Origin of the sequence: Dickeya zeae NCPPB 2538 (assembly GCF_000406165.1) — a bacterium.
GTDB classification, from domain to species: Bacteria; Pseudomonadota; Gammaproteobacteria; order Enterobacterales; family Enterobacteriaceae; genus Dickeya; species Dickeya zeae.
Window position 1 is genome coordinate 4,179,248 of the sequence record NZ_CM001977.1, and the last position, 23,756, is coordinate 4,203,003.

General features: G+C 55.3%; 18 protein-coding genes, 4 tRNA genes and 1 pseudogene. 4 read left to right on the top strand and 19 right to left on the bottom strand.

The window, feature by feature from the left end; genetic code table 11:
- Positions 1-93: 93 nt before the first annotated feature.
- From DZE2538_RS18335 to trxA, 18 genes and pseudogenes are all read right to left on the bottom strand, one after another.
- Positions 94-432 carry a nuclear transport factor 2 family protein gene (locus DZE2538_RS18335; RefSeq protein ID WP_038916940.1) on the bottom strand — a complete coding sequence of 113 codons (339 nt, stop codon included), beginning with the start codon at positions 430-432 and terminating at the stop codon, positions 94-96.
- Between the two features lie 151 nt (positions 433-583).
- Positions 584-660 (bottom strand) — tRNA-Pro (locus tag DZE2538_RS18340).
- Positions 661-697: 37 nt separating this feature from the next.
- Positions 698-783 (bottom strand) — tRNA-Leu (locus tag DZE2538_RS18345).
- A gap of 19 nt (positions 784-802) precedes the next feature.
- Positions 803-878: transfer RNA gene (locus DZE2538_RS18350), tRNA-His, on the bottom strand.
- Between the two features lie 82 nt (positions 879-960).
- Positions 961-1,037, bottom strand: a tRNA-Arg gene (locus tag DZE2538_RS18355).
- A 147-nt stretch (positions 1,038-1,184) separates the two neighbouring features.
- Positions 1,185-2,579 (bottom strand): bifunctional threonine/serine APC transporter ThrP, encoded by a 1,395-nt coding sequence (gene thrP / locus DZE2538_RS18360; RefSeq protein WP_019845859.1) that lies wholly within the window; start codon positions 2,577-2,579, stop codon positions 1,185-1,187.
- A gap of 289 nt (positions 2,580-2,868) precedes the next feature.
- Positions 2,869-3,603, bottom strand: a complete 735-nt coding sequence (gene wecG / locus DZE2538_RS18365; RefSeq protein WP_038916941.1) for a lipopolysaccharide N-acetylmannosaminouronosyltransferase — start codon at positions 3,601-3,603, stop codon at positions 2,869-2,871.
- A 12-nt stretch (positions 3,604-3,615) separates the two neighbouring features.
- Positions 3,616-4,938 carry an ECA oligosaccharide polymerase gene (gene wzyE / locus DZE2538_RS18370; protein WP_038916942.1) on the bottom strand — a complete coding sequence of 441 codons (1,323 nt, stop codon included), beginning with the start codon at positions 4,936-4,938 and terminating at the stop codon, positions 3,616-3,618.
- Entirely contained in the window at positions 4,931-6,016 is a 1,086-nt protein-coding gene (locus DZE2538_RS18375) for a TDP-N-acetylfucosamine:lipid II N-acetylfucosaminyltransferase (RefSeq protein ID WP_038916943.1), read from the bottom strand. The genes wzyE and DZE2538_RS18375 overlap by 8 nt, the downstream gene beginning before the upstream one ends.
- Positions 6,013-7,263: a lipid III flippase WzxE gene (gene wzxE, locus DZE2538_RS18380; protein WP_038916944.1), complete on the bottom strand. Its 1,251-nt coding sequence runs from the start codon at positions 7,261-7,263 to the stop codon at positions 6,013-6,015. Before wzxE ends, DZE2538_RS18375 begins: the two co-directional genes overlap by 4 nt.
- A complete protein-coding gene (gene rffA / locus DZE2538_RS18385) occupies positions 7,263-8,393 on the bottom strand; it encodes a dTDP-4-amino-4,6-dideoxygalactose transaminase (RefSeq protein ID WP_038916945.1) in 1,131 nt (376 codons plus the stop codon). The genes wzxE and rffA overlap by 1 nt, the downstream gene beginning before the upstream one ends.
- A gap of 34 nt (positions 8,394-8,427) precedes the next feature.
- On the bottom strand, positions 8,428-9,132 hold the full coding sequence (gene rffC, locus DZE2538_RS18390) for a dTDP-4-amino-4,6-dideoxy-D-galactose acyltransferase (protein ID WP_038916946.1): 705 nt from the start codon (positions 9,130-9,132) through the stop codon (positions 8,428-8,430).
- Between the two features lie 47 nt (positions 9,133-9,179).
- Entirely contained in the window at positions 9,180-10,442 is a 1,263-nt protein-coding gene (gene wecC / locus DZE2538_RS18395) for a UDP-N-acetyl-D-mannosamine dehydrogenase (protein WP_038916947.1), read from the bottom strand.
- Positions 10,439-11,569 (bottom strand): non-hydrolyzing UDP-N-acetylglucosamine 2-epimerase, encoded by a 1,131-nt coding sequence (gene wecB / locus DZE2538_RS18400; RefSeq protein ID WP_038916948.1) that lies wholly within the window; start codon positions 11,567-11,569, stop codon positions 10,439-10,441. The genes wecC and wecB overlap by 4 nt, the downstream gene beginning before the upstream one ends.
- Before the next feature lie 92 nt (positions 11,570-11,661).
- Positions 11,662-12,689: pseudogene (wzzE, locus tag DZE2538_RS18405) on the bottom strand (ECA polysaccharide chain length modulation protein).
- Positions 12,690-12,725: 36 nt separating this feature from the next.
- Entirely contained in the window at positions 12,726-13,799 is a 1,074-nt protein-coding gene (wecA, locus tag DZE2538_RS18410) for a UDP-N-acetylglucosamine--undecaprenyl-phosphate N-acetylglucosaminephosphotransferase (RefSeq protein ID WP_080638997.1), read from the bottom strand.
- 234 nt (positions 13,800-14,033) lie between these two features.
- Positions 14,034-15,293, bottom strand: a complete 1,260-nt coding sequence (gene rho / locus DZE2538_RS18415; protein ID WP_012886501.1) for a transcription termination factor Rho — start codon at positions 15,291-15,293, stop codon at positions 14,034-14,036.
- A gap of 412 nt (positions 15,294-15,705) precedes the next feature.
- Positions 15,706-16,032, bottom strand: coding sequence for a thioredoxin TrxA (trxA, locus tag DZE2538_RS18420; RefSeq protein ID WP_012886502.1), 327 nt, complete (start codon positions 16,030-16,032; stop codon positions 15,706-15,708).
- Positions 16,033-16,151: 119 nt separating this feature from the next.
- Here trxA and rhlB point away from each other — a divergent pair, with 119 nt between their 5' ends.
- The 3 genes from rhlB (at position 16,152) to DZE2538_RS18435 (ending at position 20,985) form a co-directional block, all read left to right on the top strand.
- Complete coding sequence (gene rhlB, locus DZE2538_RS18425) at positions 16,152-17,438, top strand: ATP-dependent RNA helicase RhlB (RefSeq protein ID WP_038916949.1); 1,287 nt, start codon at positions 16,152-16,154, stop codon at positions 17,436-17,438.
- A gap of 7 nt (positions 17,439-17,445) precedes the next feature.
- Entirely contained in the window at positions 17,446-18,942 is a 1,497-nt protein-coding gene (ppx, locus tag DZE2538_RS18430) for an exopolyphosphatase (RefSeq protein WP_019845871.1), read from the top strand.
- A gap of 228 nt (positions 18,943-19,170) precedes the next feature.
- A complete protein-coding gene (locus tag DZE2538_RS18435) occupies positions 19,171-20,985 on the top strand; it encodes a glycosyl hydrolase family 28 protein (RefSeq protein ID WP_023640978.1) in 1,815 nt (604 codons plus the stop codon).
- 86 nt (positions 20,986-21,071) lie between these two features.
- Here the strand turns inward: DZE2538_RS18435 and rep are convergent, their stop codons facing one another.
- Positions 21,072-23,096, bottom strand: coding sequence for a DNA helicase Rep (gene rep / locus DZE2538_RS18440; RefSeq protein ID WP_038917224.1), 2,025 nt, complete (start codon positions 23,094-23,096; stop codon positions 21,072-21,074).
- Here rep and ppiC point away from each other — a divergent pair.
- Positions 22,983-23,561, top strand: a complete 579-nt coding sequence (gene ppiC, locus DZE2538_RS21380; RefSeq protein ID WP_268906945.1) for a peptidylprolyl isomerase PpiC — start codon at positions 22,983-22,985, stop codon at positions 23,559-23,561. The genes rep and ppiC overlap by 114 nt on opposite strands.
- Positions 23,562-23,756 lie beyond the last annotated feature (195 nt).

Here is a 23,756-nt window from a genome sequence, read left to right on the forward strand (position 1 = left end):
TGATGGGTTTTGAAACCTGGGCATGACACCCGCACAAATACACCAGGAGGGTGATTGTGCGGGGGATGGTGACAAAAACAACGACAAAAACAGCTACGACGCAAAATAGAACCATGCGGTCGTAATCAAACCATCGTTCACTTCAAACACGGCGATACTTTCGAGCGCATCAGGACCGAGGCCGTAAATCTTTTCATGATCAAAAACCTGATTACCCAGCACAGTTCGAGAGACCAGTTCAGCACGCAGCGCGGGGTTATTAAAACGGTGATCACGATAAAACGCCTCCAGTGCCGCTTTGCCTACCATGGATGGGCTTTCCGATGGCATGCGGTACGCCCGGAAATGCCCATGGAAACAGGCAGAAAAGGCGGTTAAATCATGGGCGTTATAAGCGGCAAACTGTTTTTCGACCGGTGCTATCACTGACATACTCAACTCCATTTAAATGCAAATTTAATGAATAAAAATTCACATAGAGAAATACAGCAGTCCGATGTGAAAAACAAGTCGTCAGGAAGGCATGAACAGCAGGCAAAAAAAAACGGCAGTCCGTCTGGACTGCCGCTTCTTCAGAATAGGATGGTCGGCGAGAGAGGATTCGAACCTCCGACCCACTGGTCCCAAACCAGTTGCGCTACCAAGCTGCGCTACTCGCCGATCATGGTCTAACACGGTACTGCTATTTTCGTTTGTGTGGTGCGAAGAGAGGGACTTGAACCCTCACGTCCTGAGGACACTAACACCTGAAGCTAGCGCGTCTACCAATTCCGCCACCTTCGCGCGTCACAAACTTAAAATTTGGGGTGGCTAATGGGACTCGAACCCACGACAACTGGAATCACAATCCAGGGCTCTACCAACTGAGCTATAGCCACCATATACCACTGCTTTACTACGTATTCCGGTACTCGATTTACGGGGTAATAAGTACCTCCGCAGCTCCCGCGCCCAACTTAATGGCGCGCCCGACAGGATTCGAACCTGAGACCTCTGCCTCCGGAGGGCAGCGCTCTATCCAGCTGAGCTACGGGCGCGTAGCGCCGTTGCGGGTGGGGATAGTACGGATTTAATAGGGGGCTGTCCAGTGCTTTTTTCACAGAAATGATGCGTTTGCTTATGCTTTGCTCATTTACGGTCAAAACCCGGTTCAATCCACCGTCACCACCCGCGGTTCGCTGCGATTACTCCGCTTCCACCTGCATTTGCGGCTGTTTTTTACCCAGCCCCAACACAACGTACAGCACACTGACCGCCGCCAGGAAAATACCACCGACCACCAGTGACATCCGCGTGTCTTCGTTAATGTACATCCCAACCAGCACACAGAGAAGGAATGCCATCGTCAGGTAATTCACCCACGGGAACAAAATAGACTTAAACGGGTGACCAGCGATCGCCGCCTGATGCTGCTGACGGAAACGCAACTGGCTAATCAGCACCACAAACCAAGGGATCATACCCGGCAGTACGCTGGCGCTATAGACATACACGAACACTTTTTCCGGGTTAGGGATAATGTAATTTAGCGCAGACCCCGCCACCAGACACAGAATCGACACCAGCACCCCAACAGCAGGCACACCACCTGCGGTTACCCGCCCTAACGCCGCCGGTAGCTGACGGTTGTTAGACAGCGAATACAGCATACGCCCACAGCTATACATACCGCTGTTGCAACCAGACAACGCCGCAGTCAGCACCACAAAGTTGATAATACCCGCTGCAGCGGTAATGCCAATCTTGGAGAAGGTCAGAACAAACGGGCTACCGGATGTGCCGATTTCATTCCACGGGAAAATCGTGACGATCACGAAAATGGCACCGACATAGAAAATCAGGATACGCCACAGGATGTTATTGATAGCCCGTTTCAGCGTCACCTGCGGATTACGCGCTTCGCCAGCGGTAATCCCGACCAGTTCAACCCCCTGATAGGACGCCACCACCAGACAGAGCGCAAACAGCACGCCTTTCCAGCCGCCAGCCAGGAAGCCGCCGTGTTCGGTCAGATTAGTCAATCCGATAGACTGGCCGTGGTTGCCTATCCCAAAGAAAATAATCCCGACACCCACCACAATCATCACCACAATGGTGGTTATCTTGATCATCGAGAACCAGAACTCGAGCTCACCGTACAGCCGCACCGCCGCCAGATTCGCGGCTGCCACCAGCGCCACCGCGCCGATCGCCGGTATCCACTGCGGTAACGTCGGGAACCAGTACTGCACGTAGACGCCGATGGCGGTAATTTCTGAAATCCCCACCGCCATCCACATAAACCAGTATCCCCAGGCCGTGAGATAGCCGAAAAACGGACTCAGATAATTATGCGCATAAACCGCAAACGAACCGGTCACTGGTTCCAGAAACAACATCTCGCCCATCGAGCGCATGATGAAGAATACAAACACGCCCGCCACAATATAGGCCAACAGCACGGACGGCCCAGCCCATTTCAGGGCGCTTGCCGCCCCCATGAACAACCCCACACCGATGGTGCCACCCAGCGCGATAAGCTCGATATGTCGCGCTTCCAGCCCACGGTGGAGCTTGTCCTGTTTTTCTGTATTTGCCATATAACCTCTGTCTTCAATAGATCCTTTTTACGCCGGTATCAAAAGCGTTATTGTTTTATACCCGCCATGCTTTAAAGGGGATACCGACACGCTCCCGGCAAGGCACGACAGTCTCCCGACCGGAAAAACGGCCGAGAAGATACCGCAATGCAAACCGGATTCCTACCTTTCCTGTACCCAGATATGATGAAATAAACAGCGCGGCCAGACCTTGATCGCAACGATAAAGCTGGGAAAAAAGTGGGATGACTCACAAAAAACGCCAGACTGATACCGCGATAAGTCGTGTCTACAGTCTACCGCTGATATGCCAGGCCAGATAGCGCAACAGCTTGAGCTGACGGCGAAAGCGACTGGGCTGCGTCAATAAACGATACAACCACTCCACGCCATGGCGTTGCCACACCAGCGGAGCACGTTTGACCAGACCGGTAAACACATCATAAGTGCCGCCGACGCCCATATAGAGGGCTGTGGGGTATAACTGGCGGCAATCGCGTATCAGTAATTCCTGGCGAGGAGACCCCAGTGCTACCGTCACCAGTTGGGCGCCGCTATCACGCACACGTTCCAGTACTATCTGTCGCTGCTGCGGCGCAAAATAGCCATCCTGCGTACCCACAATGTTAACCTGCCACTGTTCTCGCAACTTGCGCTCGGTTGCAGCCAGCACCGACGGCTTCCCTCCCAGCAAAAACACCGGCGTTCCCAACTCACCGGCACGCTGCATCAGTGCCTCCCAGAGATCGGCACCAGCGATACGTTCCACCTGCGCCTGCGGATACTTACGGCGAATAGAACGCACCACACTGATACCATCAGCATAGTTACAATGCCCTTCCTGCAACATCAACTCACGCAATGTCGCCTCACGATCCGCCGCCAATACCTTCTCGGCATTAATGGCAATCAGCGTGCCTGCCTGCGGCGAACCACCCGCAAACAGAATCGAGACACACTGCGCCTTATCCCGAAACCCATGCACCGGGATGCCGCGAATAACATAGTGCGGCACATCATTCATTCCACGTCTCCTTCAAACAGGGCGACTCACCACCACACCAGCTCGCAGCAACAGCCAATACAGCAACTTGGCAACGAACAGGCAGGCGGCAAAAATCAGGCAGAAAAATACCAACCGCGAGACAAAGGCATCAACGCCCTCACGCACCAGCACAATCAAATTAAACACTGCGCCAAAACAAAATGCCTGCGATACGGCGGACAGATAGCGATTCTCCACCTGCCTTCCGTAATGATAAAGACGGTCAAACCCCTTGATGAGCAGCCCAATGGCGACGGCACCTGGCGGGATCAGCAGTGGCCCTCCCATGATCAACAAGGAGCCGAGCAGCGTCGGCGATATCGCCAGACCGGCATGGTAATTCAGCACTTCCCAGGTGAAATAGTTGGCACTGTTCAACACCAGTGCCGGTCGCTCCGGCCACAACCAGGTGGGAATAAAAACATAAAAATCCCGCACGATGGGTGCCAGCCCCTGCAAGGTAATCTCGTCGAGGTGCTGCCACAATGTGGCCAGATTTTCCCAGGGTGAGAAGGTGTCACGCGTCAGATATAAGAAGGTGTAAAACGCCTCGTCACCGTGCACATCCAGTCCGTAGCGTTTCAGTGCCAGCCAAAACATCGCCACTATCCCGCTACCGCCTGCGGCTATCAGCATCCACAGCGTAATCCAGCCACGTTGCAGGCCGATAAACAAAAACAGGGCGAAGGCAATAATGATATTGGCGCGGGTTCCCCCCACCAGCAGGTAGGTCAGCCCGCCAAATGTCACCGTCGCCAACAGAAAAATCAGCAAGGCCAGTCGGGTCTGGTGCAGGAAATACCACATCAGCATGGCGGGAATAAAAAAATAGAAGAAGCGTTTCAGGGCGACGCCGATAACATCGCGCGAGAAAATCTGGCTATACGAACTGAGTTTGAACAGCAGCAGGCCATTGTTGGCAAAGAACACGGCAGCGGTCGATAGCGCGACCAGCGCCAGCAGCCCACTGGTCAACCCCACCTCCAGACGAGTCATGGTTAACGGCAGAGGACGAGATACCGGCGAAGCCGGCCACAACCGGGTTTTATAACTGACATAATAAATGGCATAAAACGCTGTCGCGGACAGTTGCGCCTGCAATAAATTCAGCGGTGACGCCGTTTCCACACCGAAGCGAAACGCCAGCACGGCCGTCAACGGAAAGCCAAAATAGAACGTCAGTAAGTACAGCAGCGAAAACAACACATTGAAGTTAAAGCGCCAGCGGCGGAACTCTCGCCCACAGAGCCAGAGCACCATGCCACCGCCTCCGAGCCAGACCAGCCACAACCCGAAAAACGCCCATTCAGTCATGGCTGTCCCCCGCGGCTAACGCCAGTGCCTGCCGCCACCCTTGTTTATAGCCGGGGCTGAAGAATGCAATCTGCCGGGTATCCACCCGTTTTAGCTGTTCGCGCGCCTCGCGCACGCGGGCCTCGCTCAGCGGTTCATCATCCAGCAATACTGGCAGGCGCTGCTCCGCTAAATCCTGCCGAAATGGATTATGACGGCTGATAACGAACGGCACCCCCAGTTGGATGAGCAAACACAGGGTGCCGATCCCCTGCTGACGATGAAACAGAAAGTAGCCCAGACTGCAGGTTTTCAGTAGCGCCAGATACTCATCAAACGCCAGTGATTCACGCAGCACCCGGCAGCGGTCTGCACCGAACAGCGCCACCCCATGCTGTTCGACCTGCTCAATCCAGCGGTGATTTCCGGCCGGATACCCCATCGGTACTATCACTCGCACCTGTGAGCCAAACTGGCGATGAATAGCATCAAGCGCCGCCAGATGACGGTTACTGCGGTCACCAGAATTACCGACCAGAATGGTCAGCGGTGTACCCGGCGCTTTCTCATACACTCCCGCCAGGTGCATCCCCATCCGGGTAGGGAAATAGAGCTGTGACGTCGCCGCAGCCGGATAACGCTGTCGAAAATAGTCGATATCGCCGCGTGTGGCGAACACCTGAGCGACCCGCCGTTGCGCCAGCCGCCGCAGGCGGTAAAACCAGCGATAACGCCAGCCCTGCGCCTCTTCATACATATCCGCCCCCCAGATATGCCAGTAGGCTTGCGCCGGGCGGATAGCGCCGAACAGCAACGCCAGCCACACCCACGGGTTAAACTGGCCGTGAAAAAAGAAACGGACGGAGCTATCTGCCCGCGCCTGCGCTACCACAGCTCGCGCCAGTGCTCTCTGGCTGGAAAACCGAGTGATATGCAACATGGGGTAATCAGACTCAGAGAGCGCCTTCGTCGACACCACCATAAACCGGCGGGACTGGTGCAACGGCAACGACGGCGCGAGCGTATCATTAAAAAAACGCAGCACCGTGTGATTATGGTGGGGAATATCCGCCCCCAGAACATGAATAAGTGTGGTCATGCTCGCCTGCAATACCGCATGAAAACGCCGCAACACAACAAAAAATAGAGCGAATAGGTTGCCAGATACGCCTGTGCCGCTCCCAGCGCGCCGTGCAATGGAATCAGCCAGCGGGCAAATCCGGTCAACAACAAAAACTGGCTGAGTTCCGCCAGTACATAGAACCGCAGCGACGCTCTGGCCACCACCAGATACCCAAAGACGTAAGCACCCACTTTCAAAACATCGCCCGCCAGTTGCCATGCAAACAGGCTACGCATGGTCGCAAACGCCCCGGAGAACAGGATGTGGATCGCTACATCACGCATCAGCCAGATAACCACCGCCACGAACGCCGCGACCGGCAGTACAAATCGCAAGGTACGAAGAATCTCATGCCGGACGGCGTGTTTATCCTGCAAACGCGCCAGCGTCGGCAACAGATAAACGCTAAAGGATGCGGTAATAAACTGCAGCCAGGCATCGGAAATGGTCGTCATCCCCTGCCATAGCCCGACCTCCTGCCAGGTGTAATGGGTGGCAAGCAGGTTTCGCATCATCACATAGCCTACCGGCATCGTCACTGCGGTTACCAGCGTCATTAAACTAAACCGGGTTAACTGACCGGCCAGCGGCCACGACCAGCATGGAGTAAGTGCTCGCAAACGTAATGGCGTACGCCGAAGTAACAACAGCAATGCGGGTAAACAGGCTAATGCAGGTACCAACGCCAGTCCGACCAACGCCCCGGTATAGGCACCCAGCCGGAAACTTATGCCGTAGGCGACCACTCCCAGCAGACTACCCGCTATCACCGACAGCGCGTTGCCTGGCGCATCCTGATACCCTTTCAGTATCGCCAGCAGCAGGCTGGCCAACGCGATCCCCAGTTGCAAACAAGCCAGTGCACGAATGACCGACTGGTAGGCGTCATCACCAAACAGCAGGCGCGATAATGGCGCAGACAGCAACCACAGCGACAACGCCAGCAACAATGAGAACCCCATCGACAGCGATACCGCCGTTCCCAGCAGCGGGCTGGCACGGTCAGGATCTGGCGGCGCGGCAGCCACCGCACGGGTCACACCGTTGACAATCCCCGCGCCCGCTATCACCCCCAGCACGGTAATCAATTGCCGGTAGTTACCGGCAAGCCCGACACCTTCCGGGCCAAATGTCACCGCCAGCAGTTTGATAATCACCAGCCCTGTGCCGATTTTGACCAGCGTGGAAGCCGCCGTCCACAACGATGCTCGTGCCAGTGACATCAGGAAAAGAAACTCAGCGCGGCATGAATGACGGTGTGCTGATCAGCATCAGACAAGTTGTAGAACAGCGGCAAACGCACCAGCCGTTCGCTTTCCCGCGTCGTATGCCGATCGTCACCGACAAAGCGGCCAAACTGACGCCCTGCCGGGCTGGAGTGCAACGGAATGTAATGGAATACCGTCAGTATGTCTGCGGCTTTCATATGGCTGATAAACGCCGAACGCTCCGCTTCATCCTGCAGGCGCAGGAAAAACAGATGGCCGTTGTGGCGACACGCTGGCGGGATCACCGGCAATGTCACACGGCCTGATGCCGCCAGCGGCGCGAACGCATGGGCATAGCGCTGCCATAACAACACACGCCGCTCATGGATGCGCTGTGCTGCCTCCAACTGCCCCCACAGGTACGCCGCCTGAATCTCCGCCATCAGATAGCTGGAGCCGATATCGCGCCAGGTGTACTTATCCGCCTGACCACGAAAGAATTGGCTGCGGTTGGTGCCTTTCTCACGGATGATCTCGGCACGTGCCGACAGTTCAGGATCATTAATCAGCGTCGCCCCGCCTTCACCACCAGCGGTGTAATTCTTGGTTTCATGAAAACTAAAGCAACCGATATGGCCGATGGACCCCAACGGCCGGTCCTGATAGTGCGACATCATGCCCTGCGCGGCATCCTCTACCACAAACAATCCATACCGCTGCGCCAGCGCCATGATAGCGTTCATGTCGCAACCGACCCCCGCATAATGCACCACAACGATAGCGCGTGTCTTCGCTGTGATCGCCGCTTCAAGGCCGTTTTCATCCAGATTGAGGGTATCCGGTCGGATATCGACAAACACAATGGTCGCGCCGCGCAACACAAACGCGTTGGCGGTGGAAACGAAGGTATAGCTCGGCATGATGACTTCATCGCCGGGCTGGATATTCAGCAATAACGCCGCCATTTCCAGCGACGCGGTACAAGAAGGCGTCAACAGAACCTTGTCACTGCCGGAGTAGTCTTCCAGCCACTGCTGACAACGGTGGGTAAACGCGCCGTCGCCACTGAGCTTGCCGCTGCGCATCGCCGCCTGCATATACTCCAGTTCCGATCCCACCACCGGGGGGGCGTTAAAAGGAATCATCTCGTCACCCGCAGGGTCTTCATCCGTCGAACCTTCATCGATAAAACCAGTAGGCGGTGCTCTCCACCCGCGCGCCACTGCGCAGGTAGAGCCGTAATGCCGCCAGATTGCTGGTCTGGGTCGCTACCGTCAACCGACGAATCCCGCGCTGCTGGCACCAGACCCGCGCGACCTGCATCAATCGCTGGCCAATCCCTTGCCCGGTCATGCCAGGACAGGCGGATAACACGCCAATGCGCGCCGCAGTGGGTGATGTCTGGCGTAACGTCACAAAACCTTGTAACGGCCCGCCCTGCGCCCCCAGTACCAGACAAGCATCATCAAAGGTGCCGTAGACCGCCTTTTCCACCCAACGGGCGTAAAAACGCCCGCAGTCATCCGGTCGATACCACGGCGAGCGAAACCGGCTCAGCACAAAACTTTTTGCCGCCGCCGCCCGCAACGCCGGGATATCACCGACGTCGGCATCGCGCACGCCCACGGCAAACACCGCGCGGGCGGCGGGGACGACCGGCATACTGAAATCTACCTCACCTTCTGCCAGCCGAAATCCCAGTTCTGACAGGGCATCGGCCGTCGGCAAATCACCTGCCGCCAGTTTCGCCTGGCATAGCTCATAGCGATCGAGATCAGCGGGCACTAACGGCGGTGCAATGTCGGTGAAACTTAAGCGCCCACAGATACGTTGGAAAAACTCACTTTCCCAAACCAGCGGTTCAATTTCAGCACAAACAGGCATAGGCCACTCCGGTTAACGCAGAATCAACAGAGGCCACCAACGCCGCTTTACCGCCAGACGCCTTTGGTGTCCACCACCCAACGTTGCGCTACCTGCTCAGGGGCAATTGCCCTGAACTGCCGGTGATCAACCAGTAACACCAGCATATCCGCTTCCTTTAGCGCGCGATCGCTATCCACCAGCGCCGCTTTTCCCTGTAAACCCGGCGGTAACTGCCGGATATAAGGCTCAACCACCCAGGTTGGGCCGACATGCCATTGTGCAATCTGCTCCGCAATCGCCAGTGCAGGGCTCTCGCGAAGGTCCTCCACATCCGGCTTAAACGCCAGCCCCAGACAGGCGATACACAGATCACGGGCCGATTTCCCGCCCTGAACCAGCGCATCCGCCACCCTGATTTTGACCTGATCCACCACCCAACGCGGTTTGTCGTCATTCACTTCACGCGCAGTACGAATCAGGCGGGCCTGCTGTGGGTGCTGCGCCACGATAAACCAGGGGTCAACCGCGATACAGTGGCCGCCAACGCCCGGCCCCGGCTGCAAAATAGTGACCCGCGGGTGACGGTTAGCCAGTCGGATCAGCTCCCAGACATTGATCTGTTGCTCAGCGCAAATCAGCGATAACTCATTGGCAAAGGCAATATTCACATCACGAAAGCTGTTTTCCGTCAGTTTGCACATCTCTGCGGTACGGGAGTCCGTCATCACACATTCGCCCTCAAGGAAAAGGCGATACAGCTCGCTGGCTCGTGCCGAGCAACGCGGCGTCATACCACCAATCACCCGCTCGTGGCTGAGCAACTCCTCCATAATGCGGCCAGGCAATACCCGCTCAGGGCAATAAGCAATACGGATGTCCGACGCAACTCCGGCCTGTTGAGGAAAGCTCAGGTCCGGGCGTGCCTGCGCCAGCCACTCGGCCATGTGCTCCGTGGTGCCGACCGGCGAGGTGGACTCCAGAATCACCACATCCCCCGGCTTCAATACCGGTGCCAACGATAACGCAGCGGCTTGCACCAGCGACACATCGGGTTGATGGTCAGCCTTGAGCGGTGTCGGCACCGCGATGATAAACGCCTGCGCTGGCACCGGACGACTGCCAACCTGTAGATAGCCTTGCGCCACTGCCTGTTGCAGCGTCTGCGCCAGCCCCGGCTCCGCAATATGAGTATGGCCTTGCCTGACCGTCTCCACCACGTGCGGGTTCACATCCACGCCAAAAACAGACTGTTGTCGCGCCGCCAACACGGCGGCAGTCGGCAGGCCGATGTATCCCAGCCCCAGCACACAGATACGGTTAAAGCTCATGCAGTCACCCGGTGTTGTTTCAAAATAGAAAGAATGCGCTGGCTGGCTAAGCCATCGCCGTAAGGGTTATGGGCATAGCTCATCGCCTGATACGCAGACGCATCTGTCAGCAGCCGGGAAACTTCACGGACAATCGTCGCGGTATCGGTTCCCACCAGCCGTACCGTACCCGCCGCCAACGCTTCCGGTCTCTCCGTGGTTTCCCGCATTACCAGTACCGGCTTTCCGAGCGAGGGGGCTTCTTCCTGAATCCCGCCCGAATCGGTCAGGATCAGCCAGGCGCGGTGCATCAAATAGACGAAGGGCAAATAGTCTTGCGGCGTTATCAGATGCACATTGTCGATATCGCCCAGAATCCGCTGGACCGGCTCCCGCACATGTGGGTTACGGTGCACCGGATACACAATCTGGATATCCGAATGATGGTGGGCAAGCGTCGCCAGCGCATGACAAATCCGCTCCATCCCCTCACCAAAGCTCTCTCGCCGATGGCTGGTGACCAGCACTATTTTTCGCTCCGGCGTAAGAAAAGCGTACTTCTCCTGCAACTGAGTACACAACGTCGCATCATGGAGGATGCGATCCCGTACCCAGAATAATGCGTCAATCACAGAGTTCCCTGTCACCCAGATGCGTGAAGACGGCACGTGTTCGCGTCGCAGGTTCTGCCGTGCGTTAGCCGTCGGCGCAAAGTGGTAGGTCGCCAGGCTACCCGTCAGCAGGCGATTCGCTTCTTCAGGCCATGGAGCAGACAATGTGCCGGTACGCAGCCCGGCCTCGACATGAGCGACCGGGATACGGTGATAAAACCCTGCCAGACTGGCCATCAGCGTTGTGGTGGTATCACCGTGCACCAGCATCAGGTCGGGCTGGAGTTGGGTCAGTACCGGCCCTAATCCTGCAAGAATACGAGAGGAAATCTCCACCAGCCCCTGATCCGGCTGCATAATATTGAGATCATAGTCAGGCGTAATCTCAAACAGACGCAGTACCTGATCCAGCATGTCACGATGCTGCGCCGTCACACAGACGTAAGATTCAAAGCAGGCATCCTGAGCCATCGCCCGTATTATCGGCGCCATCTTTATCGCTTCAGGGCGAGTGCCAAAGACCGTCAAAACTTTCACTGATGACTCTCTTTATTCCGGCCCGAGTTACGGTTCGCCACCACAGTAAAACAGGGGTGACTGGCCCACCGCGCTATCAACACGCAGAACATTTAATCACGCCGACGCCGCGCCAGCGCCAGTCCGGCACCCATCACCAGCCCAATGCTGCCCCACATCAGCAGCAGAAGAACACGGCGTGGACTGTCGCGATGCACAGGCTCCTGCGGCGTATGCAAATAACGATAAGTATGAAACCTGTCAGCTAGCGCCGGGCCGCTCTCCAGCATCGCCAGTACGGCCTGACGCGGTGCGTAATCCGCATCGAATGCCGGGCCATTCGCCTTCAACATCTCCAGACGCGCCTGCAACCAGGCCGAGCCTTGTAGAAATAACGCCGAATCGGAGGGCGCATCATGCTTCGGCTGCGTGATTCCCTGCTGACGGGCGATAGCCAGTGCCTGCGTCACGCGCCGTAGCTCCTGGTCATACGCCACCTGGGCAACCGCGTCCTCGCGTTGCAGCCAGGCACGCTCAGACCGGATACGTGCCTCCCAATTTCCCGTCAGGTTTTGATTCAGATGGTTGACGGCACGCTGGTTGGCAAATTGCACATATTGCCGCAACAGGTTACTGGCGTCTTGCGGGTTGTCAGCCGCCAGCTTAAGGGTGTCGTTGTTTTTTTAGCCTCATCGTGCGGTATAAACTGGATATCATTGATAAGTGTATCCAGCAGGACGGCATCTGCCTTGCTGTCGTCTTTTCGACGCTCACGGTAATACGGCGACTGTAGCCAAAACTCGCGCCGGGTGTCGTAGGCGGCGGCCTGCAGAGTAAACTCGGTATAGGCATCTGCCACGATAGTACTGCCATCCGGCACGACTGTTGACGATGCATCCAGCGAACGCAGCCACTGCTGCTGTTCAAAAAACGTCGATAGCATCGCAACCGCCGGTTTATCCGTTACTGCCGTCGCGCGCCACACCGGTTGAGCCAGCCAGGAATACACCAGCGCCAGCAGTGCCAATAACGCCGCTGAGCCGACAATCCAGACCTTACCCTGCCATAACACCCGGCAGAGCTGGCGAATATCCAGTTCATTATCCAACGACACCGCCTGGGGTGAGCTTTCCGGTTTCATTGTGTTTCCCGATTCGGTTTATCAATACTTGGTTTATCAACAATAGCGGTGATTGCGCCAGTAACGCTGAATACGCCGGACAACGCGCGCCACTCGCCACGCCCGCTTAATGCCGTAGCCATAGCCACCAAATACCAGCAAAAACAGCACGAACATGATGTACTCGGGAACCGCCAACCATTCACCGGTAATCCCCACACCCGCCAGTAACGCGGCGGCCAGTGTAATCAACAGACACGCCTGACGGGAAGTCAATCCGGCACGCATCAGCAGATGATGGATATGCTGGCGATCCGGCGAAAACAGATTTGAGCCGTTGTGCAACCGGCGATAGACAATCGCTACCATATCCATCAGTGGAATGGCGATAACCCACAATGCCGTTACCGGCCGGATAGCACTCTCCGGTTCCTGAGACCCTTGTAGCAGTAACCAGATGGCGGTAAATCCCATCAGGGTACTACCCGCATCGCCCATAAAAACCTTATAACGTCGGCCGAGGCATTCAAGGTTCAACAGACTATACGGCAAGATGGCGGCAATCATGGCAAAACTCCAAAACGCCAGCGCGTTGCTGCCATGGAGATAGAATAAAACGCCCAAGCCGACAAACAGCACGCCAGACAACCCGCCCAGCAAACCATCGATGCCATCCACCATGTTAAAAGCATTGATAGCCGTCCATACCACCAATAGCGTCATGGGGTAACGCATCATCCCCAAACCGATATCCCAGCCTGGCCCCAGAATATACCCCAGACGCAGCAACATCAGCCCGGCCAGCGCCATCATTATTATGGCGACAACCGCCTGTGCCGTAGCCCGGATACCAATGCTGATGTCAAAGCGATCGTCCAGTGCGCCAACCAGCACCAGCAACCCCGCACACAGCAGGTAAATCAGGAAATGGGGTATTAACTCGGGAATGAAGAACGGCAACAGGCAGACACCGGCGTAAACAGAAATTCCGCCAACCAGTGGCACCGCGCCACGATGGCGCTTACGGTGGTTTGGTCTGTCGACCAGACCGGTTTTTCTCGCTACATGGCGCGCCAGCAGCAGGGAGAAGAAAGAGCACAGGAATACGGCGACTAATTGAGCACTCATCATGATTTATTCACGCTTATCAGTGCCTGATGATACTACTGCGAATTATGCCAACCGAGGCTAATTTACCAAATTTTTCAGAAAGTTCCTGCACGTTCACGTAACAAAACATGATGCGCTCTGCCCGCATTAGCGCCGCCGGATTGAAAGCAGGCAAGACGGGCCGAACAGACAGCAACAAAAAACGCCACGGATTCGTGGCGTTTTGTTTGGTGGCATAACCCGTTACAGGGAAAACTACGACCGTTTCATCATATCGAAGAATTCGTCGTTGGTTTTGGTCATCGCCAGTTTGTTGATCAGGAACTCCATCGCGTCGATTTCCCCCATCGGGTGGATAATCTTGCGCAGAATCCACATCTTCTGCAGCTCTTCAGATGTGGTCAACAATTCTTCCTTACGGGTACCAGAGCGGTTGTAATCAATCGCCGGGAACACACGCTTCTCCGCAATCTTACGAGACAGGTGCAGTTCCATGTTACCGGTGCCCTTAAATTCTTCGTAAATCACTTCGTCCATTTTCGAGCCGGTGTCGATCAGCGCGGTAGCGATGATGGTCAGGCTACCGCCCTCTTCAACGTTACGGGCCGCACCGAAGAAACGCTTCGGACGATGCAGGGCGTTAGCGTCCACACCACCGGTCAGGACTTTACCGGATGCCGGTACCACGGTGTTGTAGGCACGAGCCAGACGGGTGATAGAGTCCAGCAGGATAATCACGTCTTTCTTATGCTCAACCAGACGCTTGGCTTTCTCGATCACCATTTCGGCGACCTGAACGTGGCGAGAAGCCGGTTCGTCGAACGTCGACGCCACCACTTCCCCTTTCACCAGACGCTGCATTTCCGTCACTTCTTCCGGACGTTCGTCAATCAGCAGCACCATCAGCACGCAATCCGGGTGGTTGTAAGCGATGCTCTGGGCAATGTTTTGCAGCAGCATGGTTTTACCGGCTTTCGGCGGCGCAACAATCAAACCACGCTGTCCACGACCGATCGGGGAGGCCAGGTCCAGCACACGGGCGGTCAGGTCTTCGGTAGAACCGTTACCACGCTCCATACGCAGACGCGAATTAGCGTGCAGCGGCGTCAGGTTCTCAAACAGGATCTTGCTGCGGGCATTTTCCGGCTTGTCGTAGTTGACTTCATTGACCTTCAACAGCGCGAAATAGCGTTCACCCTCTTTCGGGGGACGAATCTTACCGGAAATGGTGTCGCCAGTGCGGAGGTTGAAGCGTCGGATTTGGCTGGGGGAAACGTAGATATCATCAGGGCCAGCGAGGTAGGAACTGTCTGCTGAGCGGAGGAAACCAAAACCATCCTGCAATATTTCCAGTACGCCATCGCCAAAGATATCTTCACCACTTTTCGCGTGCTGCTTGAGGATAGCGAAAATAATATCCTGTTTACGCATGCGAGCCAGATTCTCCAGCCCCATATTTTCGCCAAGAGTAATTAACTCAGACACTGGCGTATTTTTTAATTCGGTAAGATTCATAATGGTGGGTTCTTAAACTCGGGGTAAATCTCGAACTATTAACGTGAATGGTATGGCAGGAACATCCATGCCGCTTAACAGCCTTCAATCACCAGACACTGTGTTGCTCAGGCTTAACCGCACTGACGCTATGCACACACATGGCAAGAGGTCGAAGACACCGTAAAACTAATTAATGTAAAACTGTCAGATTGCCAGACTGGACACTAACATGATGAAAATTAATGATTTCCAAACCTGACATGGGATAAAACTTTAGATTCTAACTTCAGGCTCAAGCCTAACGGCTTAAACTAAGGTAAGTACGATATGCAGTATTGACGAATCTAGCACGCTTCCCGGTGGGCGTCCAGCGGTCAGAATGAGAAAATCTCATCACCCCGCTGTCGCCCAGGAAAGCCAGTAGGACGGATTACAGATTGGCGTTCAGGAACTCTTTCAGTTGACCTTTGGACAACGCACCGACTTTGGTCGCAGCCACTTCGCCGTTTTTAAACAGCAGCAGCGTCGGGATACCACGAATACCGTATTTCGGTGCGGTAGCCGGGTTGTCATCGATGTTGAGCTTGGCGATGGTCAGCTTACCTTCATACTCGTCGGCGATCTCATCCAGAATCGGAGCAATCATTTTACAAGGACCACACCAGTCAGCCCAGAAATCAACCAGTGTCACATGTTCAGACTGCAGTACGTCTGTCTCGAAGCTGTCGTCCGTCAGATGAATAATTTTATCGCTCATGTTTTACTCCGCAGGATTATCTCTACCCAGTTGGTGTAGCATTAACCAACTATGAGGTTGACTTTATTTCACTGGATACGCTTTCGTAAAGCAATAGTTAACTGATATTCTACCACGCTATGAGCAAAACACACTTAACCGAACAGAAGTTTTCCGACTTCGCACTGCATCCGCAGGTTATTGAAGCTCTTGAAAATAAAGGCTTTCATAACTGCACGCCCATTCAGGCGCTGGCGTTGCCGCTGACGCTGTCGGGCCGTGACGTGGCGGGACAAGCGCAAACCGGAACAGGCAAGACGCTGGCGTTTCTGGCGTCTACATTTCATTATTTGCTGACCCACCCCGCCCCCGCTGAACGCCAGACCAATCAACCCCGCGCCTTGATTATGGCGCCGACCCGTGAGCTGGCCGTGCAGATCCATGCCGATGCTGAAGCGCTGGCGAAAGCGACAGGTCTGCGGTTGGGGCTGGCTTACGGTGGTGACGGCTACGACAAGCAGCTAAAAGTACTGGAAGACGGCGTCGATATTTTGATCGGTACCACCGGTCGTTTAATCGATTACACCAAACAAAACCATATCCACATGGGCGCCATCCAGGTCGTGGTGCTGGACGAAGCCGATCGCATGTACGATCTCGGCTTTATCAAGGATATCCGCTGGTTATTCCGCCGCATGCCGCCGACGAATCAGCGTCTGAACATGCTGTTTTCCGCCACCTTATCCTATCGCGTGCGCGAACTGGCGTTTGAACAGATGAATAACGCCGAATACGTTGAAGTGGAGCCGGAGCAGAAAACCGGTCATCGCATCAAGGAAGAGCTGTTCTACCCTTCCAACGAAGAAAAGATGCGTCTGCTGCAAACGTTGATCGAAGAAGAGTGGCCAGATCGCTGCATCATCTTCGCTAACACCAAACACCGTTGTGAGGATATTTGGGGCCATTTGGCCGCAGATGGACACCGTGTTGGGCTGCTGACCGGCGACGTAGCGCAGAAAAAACGGCTACGCATTCTGGAAGAATTCACCCAGGGTGACCTGGACATTCTGGTTGCCACCGATGTGGCGGCACGCGGCTTGCATATTCCGGCAGTCACCCATGTATTCAACTACGACCTGCCCGACGATTGCGAAGATTACGTTCATCGTATCGGCCGTACCGGTCGTGCGGGTGCCAGCGGTGTGTCCATCAGCCTGGCTTGTGAAGAATACGCGCTGAATCTGCCCGCTATTGAAGACTATATTGGCCATCATATCCCGGTGAGCAAATATCGCAGCGAAGCGCTGATGACCGGATTACCTGAGCCTAAGCGCCTGAGCCGTCCACGCACCAGTGGTGGCCCTCGCCGTCCCGGCGCACCTCGCCGTAGCGGTGCGCCTCGTAACAATCGAAAACGACCGGGTTAAGTTGCCGATGCTGAGCGCTTCTTCTCTTTATGCCGCAATCGATTTAGGGTCCAACAGCTTTCATATGCTGGTGGTGCGTGAGGTGGCAGGCAGTGTACAGACGCTGGCTCGCATAAAACGGAAAGTCAGACTGGCTGCCGGACTGGACGCGAATAACCGCCTCTCGCCGGAAGCCATGCAGCGCGGCTGGCAATGTCTGGCGCTATTCTCCGAACGCTTGCAGGACATTCCGCCGCAACAGGTGCGAGTCGTGGCCACGGCCACATTAAGACTGGCCACCAACGCTGATGAATTCCTTGAACGGGCCCAGTTGATTCTGGGCCTGCCGATTCAGGTTATCAGCGGTGAAGAAGAAGCTCGGCTCATCTATCAGGGCGTCGCCCATACCACCGGCGGGCCAGAACAACGGCTGGTGGTGGATATCGGCGGCGGCAGTACCGAACTGGCGACCGGTACCGGTGCCCGTCATACCCAACTCTTCAGCCTGCCAATGGGTTGCGTGACCTGGCTGGAGCGGTATTTTACCGATCGCGATCTGACCCTGGCGCATTTTGAACGGGCCGAACAGGCAGCCCGTGAAATGTTACAGCCGGTAAAAGACATTCTGCGCCAGCAGGGCTGGCAAATTTGCGTTGGCGCGTCCGGCACCGTACAGGCGTTACAGGAAATCATGGTGGCGCAGGGGATGGATGAATACATCACCCTCGGTAAATTGCGCCAACTGAAACAACGCGCCATCCAGTGCAGTAAGCTGGAAGAGCTGGAAATTGAAGGCCTTACGCTTGAGCGTGCGTTGGTGTTTCCCAGCGGTCTATCTATCCTGTTGGCTATCTTTCAGGAACTGGATATCGACTCCATGACGTTGGCTGGTGGTGCGTTGCGCGAAGGACTGGTCTACGGCATGTTGCATCTGCCGATTGAGCAGGATATCCGCCATCGTACCCTGAAAAACCTGCAACGCCGTTACCTGCTGGATAGCGAACAGGCGCAACGGGTCAGGCTGCTGGCGGATAATTTTTTGCAGCAGGTTGCTCGCGACTGGCAGTTAGATGGTCGATGTCGGGAATTACTGGCTAGCGCCTGCCTGATTCACGAAATCGGCCTGAGTGTCGATTTCCGTCAGGCACCGCAGCACGCGGCCTATCTGGTTCGCAACAGTGATTTGCCCGGTTTTACACCGGCACAGAAAAAATTGCTGGCGACACTGTTACAAAACCAAAGCAACACCATCGACCCTATCCCCCTTACTCAGCAAAATGCCCTGCCGGTTGCGCTGGCACAGCGGTTATGCCGCCTGCTGCGATTGGCGATTATCTTTGCCAGCCGCCGACGCGACGATACGCTACCAGCAGTGCGCCTGCGAGTAGAAGGCGACAGCCTGCGCGTTATTCTGCCTGCGGGCTGGCTTGATCAACATCCTCTGCGAGCCGAAACGCTGTCGCAGGAAAGCCTGTGGCAAAGCTACGTGCACTGGCCACTTCTCATCGAAGAACACGCTGTCTGACAGCAAAAAGGGGTAACAATTGGTTACCCCTTTTTTTTATCCCCTCGACTAGGTTTGTGATCGCTTCCGGGGAAAAAAGAAATGCGAGATGTATTTTTATAAAACACCGTTTCTTATTGGAAGCAGTGCTGTATCTGGATCGAATAAAGACGACTTTCCGACTCTGACGTCAATGCGACTTCTGACGTCATGACCCATTTTTGATATAAACATAATGAAGGAACAAGGATGAAAACGTTCACATTTTCCCGGCGCCATACCCTGGCGTCGATGGTGTCGGCCTGCCTGCTCAGTCTCCCGGTACTGGCAATAGCCAGTCCCACTCAAGCCCCGCAAAAGCTACAGGTGCCGACATTATCTTATGATGATCACAGCGTGGTGCTGGTGTGGGACGCGCCAGAAGACACCTCCAATATCACCGATTACCAGATTTACCAGAACGGCCAGCTCATTGGACTCGCCAGCCAAAATAACGACAAGAATTCGCCAGCGAAACCGTACATCAGTGCGTTTTACAAAAATGACACGGCCAGTTTTCATCACCGCATTGTGGTACAAAACGCCAAAATCGACGGTCTGAAAGCCAACACCGACTACCAGTTCACCGTTCGGGCAGTGTATGCCGACGGCACAACATCCACGGACAGCAACGCGGTCACCGCCACCACCACCGCCACGCCGACGGTCATCAACATTACTCAGTACGGTGCGAAAGGCGACGGCACCACGCTCAATACCAGCGCTATCCAAAAGGCGATCGATGCCTGCCCAACCGGCTGTCGCATCGACGTCCCGGCTGGCGTTTTCAAAACTGGCGCATTGTGGTTGAAAAGTAACATGACCCTGAATCTGTTGCAGGGCGCGACGTTGTTGGGCTCGGATAACGCGGCGGATTACCCGGATGCCTATAAGATTTACAGTTATTCATCCCAGATGCGGCCTGCCTCGCTTATCAACGCCATCGACAAAAACAGTTCAGCCGTTGGGACATTCACAAACATTCGTATCGTCGGTAAAGGTGTTATCGACGGCAACGGCTGGAAACGCGGCACAGACGCCAAAGATGAACTGGGCAACAGCCTGCCGCAGTACGTGAAGAGTGATAACAGCAAGGTGAGCAAAGACGGTATTCTGGCTAAAAACCAGGTTGCTGCGGCCACTGCTACCGGCATGGATACCAAAACCGCGTACAGCCAGCGCCGCTCAAGCCTCATCACCCTGCGTGGCGTCAAAAACACTTACATCGCCGATGTGACCATCCGTAACCCGGCCAACCACGGTGTGATGTTCCTGGAAAGCCAAAACGTGGTGGAAAACGGTGTCACCCATCAGACATTCAATGCCAACAATGGCGACGGTGTCGAATTTGGCAACAGCCAGAACATCATGGTGTTCAACAGCGTATTTGATACCGGAGACGACAGCATCAACTTCGCCGCCGGTATGGGTCAGGCTGCACAGAAGCAAGAACCTTCGCAAAACGCCTGGTTGTTCAATAACTATTTCCGCCACGGGCACGGTGCGGTCGTGCTGGGTAGCCATACCGGTGCTGGCATCGTCGATGTCCTGGCGGAAAACAACGTGATAAGCCAAAGCGACATCGGCCTGCGAGCCAAGAGCGCCCCGGCCATCGGTGGCGGTGCGCACGGCATTATTTTCCGTAACAGTGCGCTGAAAAATCTGGCTAAACAGGTGGTTATCGTGACGTTAAGTTACGCTGACAACAACGGCACCACCGATTACACCCCCGCCACGGTACCTGCACGTTTTTATGACTTCACCGTCAAAAACATCACCGTGCAGGACAGCACCGGGTCAAGCCCATCGATTGAAATCAGCGGTGACAGCAGCAAAGACATCTGGCACAGCCAGTTTACTTTCAGCAATATGAAACTCAGCGGCGTAAGCGCGACGTCAATCAGCGACCTGAGCGATAGCCAGTTCAATAACCTGACGTTCAGCAACCTGCGTAGCGGATCTTCGCCGTGGAAATTCGGTACGGTGAAAAACGTGACCGTAGACGGCAAAACCGTCACGCCCTGATAGTCAGTCTCAACACGCCGGGCCATCGCGCCCGGCATCGCTTCCCGCGCTAGTTTTTTCTTCCCGAGTTAGTCTTTCTTCCCGAGTTAGTCTTTGTCTCTGGCCTTCGCCAGTTGGGCGCGCAGATTGGCCAGATGGTTCTGCCCTTTCTGCATCCGCTCCTGTGGGCTGACGACTTTGCGCTCGGTTTCCCACATCACATCATCCTGCGGCAATTCCAGCAGAAAACGACTTGGTTCCGGGCGAATCAACTCACCGTATTGTCGGCGTTCGCGGCACAAGGTAAACGTCAGTTCTTTCTGTGCCCGGGTAATACCCACATAGGCCAGACGACGTTCCTCGTCGACATTGTCTTCATCAATGCTGGTCTGGTGCGGTAACACCCCTTCTTCCATGCCGACCAGATACACGTAAGGGAACTCCAGCCCTTTGGAGGCGTGCAGCGTCATCAGTTGCACCTGATCCAGCTCTTCTTCAGCTTCGTTACGTTCCATCATATCGCGCAGGGTAAACCGGGTGACCACCTGAGTCAGCGTCATCGGCTCGTCCAGATCGCTACCCTCCAGCATTTCCGTCATCCAGGTAAACAGCGTATTGACGTTTTTCATGCGCATTTCCGCTGCTTTCGGGCTGGGCGAGGTTTCATACAACCAGCTTTCGTAATCCAGTCCGTGGATCAAATCACGTACCGCTTTCACCGGCTCCTGCTCCGCCAGTCGGGCAATGTCACCGATCCACTGGGTGAAACGCTGCAATGACTCCAGCCCGCGGCCGCTCAGGGTCTGGCTCAGCCCCATATCGAAGCTGGCGTTAAACAGGCTACGGTTGCGCTGCCTGGCCCACTCGCCGAGCTTTTGCAGTGTCGCCGGGCCGATTTCACGCTTAGGGGTATTCACGATACGCAAGAATGCGCTGTCGTCTTCCGGGTTGGTCAGCACCCGTAAGTAAGCCAGCAGGTCTTTGATCTCCGGGCGAGAGAAAAACGACGTACCGCCGGAAATGCGATAAGGGATGCGGTTTTGCATCAACACTTTTTCGAACAACCGGGACTGGTGGTTACCGCGATAGAGAATGGCGTAGTCGCCATACTGGGTTTTGCGGATAAAGTGGTGGGCAATCAGTTCGCCCACGACCCGCTCCGCTTCATGATCTTCGTTATTGGCGGTGATGATTTTAAGCTCTTCGCCATATCCCAGCTCGGAATACAGTCGCTTTTCGAACACGTGCGGGTTGTTGGCGATAAGAATATTGGCAGCCTTGAGAATACGCCCGGACGAGCGGTAATTCTGCTCTAGCTTGACAACCTGCAATTGCGGAAAGTCCTGCTGCAACAGCGACAAGTTTTGCGGGCGAGCACCGCGCCAGGAGTAAATCGACTGGTCGTCGTCACCCACCACGGTAAAGCGCGCCCGACTGCCTACCAGCAACTTCACCAGTTCGTACTGGCTGGTGTTGGTATCCTGATATTCATCCACCAGCAAATAACGCAGGCGGTTCTGCCAGCGTTCACGCACCTCTTCATTGCGTTTAAGCAGTAACGTCGGCAGCAGGATCAGGTCATCAAAATCCAACACGTTGCAGGCCCGCAGATGATCGTCATACAGCCGGTAGCAATGCGCAAACAACCGGTCCCGCTCTGAGCGCGCCAGTGCCGCTGCCTGTGCGGGGTCAATCAGGTCGTTTTTCCAGTTGGACAAGGCAGACACGAGCTGTTGCAGTAAGTCTTTGTCGTTTTGCAGCCACAACTCCGTCAGCTCTTTTAACAGCGCCAGCTGATCCTGATCGTCAAACAGCGAGAAGTTAGACTTCATGCCCAACGCCGCGTACTCACGCTTGATGATCTCAAGCCCCAACGTATGGAAGGTCGCAATCAGCAAACCACGGGTTTCCTTACGCCCCAGTGTTTGCGCCACACGCTCTTTCATCTCCCGAGCCGCTTTATTGGTGAAGGTCACCGCCGCAATATGGCGCGCCTGATAGCCGCAACCCCGGATAAGATGGGCGATTTTTTGGGTAATCACTCGCGTTTTGCCGGATCCCGCCCCGGCCAGGACCAGACAGGGACCGGTCACAAATTCAACGGCGTGTTGTTGGCTGGGATTCATGCGCATGATGTTTCGAGCTCGACGTTCAAACGGAAGGGGATTGTAACAGAACAGGATTGTAGCAAAAGTCCGGACCGGCGCGAGGCCTCCTTCCCCAAACAGGAACACGCGCCGCATTTCCTTTCGTCACAAGGGGGTGCTAGGCTGTGGCTGGTAACATCGGCTTTCCCTTTGCTCAAGGAGCGTACTATGGCAAATACCGCGGCAGCACTGCACATTCTGGTGGATACCGAACAACAGGCCACCGACATTCTGGCTCAACTCGAGAAGGGAGCAGACTTTCAGCAGTTAGCAAAAAAACACTCGACCTGCCCGTCAAAGCGTAACGGCGGCGATTTAGGCGAATTCCGTAAAGGCGACATGGTTCCGGACTTCGACAAGGCGGTGTTTTCCTGCGAGCTGCTCAAACCCTTCGGCCCGGTCAAAACCCAGTTCGGCTACCACATTATCAAGGTGTTGTACCGTAACTAACGGGAGTAGAGGCGGCGATATTCGTTTTTAGGCTGTTAACACCCCTCTTACATTACAGGTGAGTGCTTTCTGGCATTAAAACTGTGCTGAGGTGGGCGACTTCGCCGGATGAGCGGCATGGATGCCGCGAAAGCCTGTGCCGTGCTGGGAGCACGTCACAGGCGGTCCGAACAGCGAAGGCGAACGCCGAAGGGA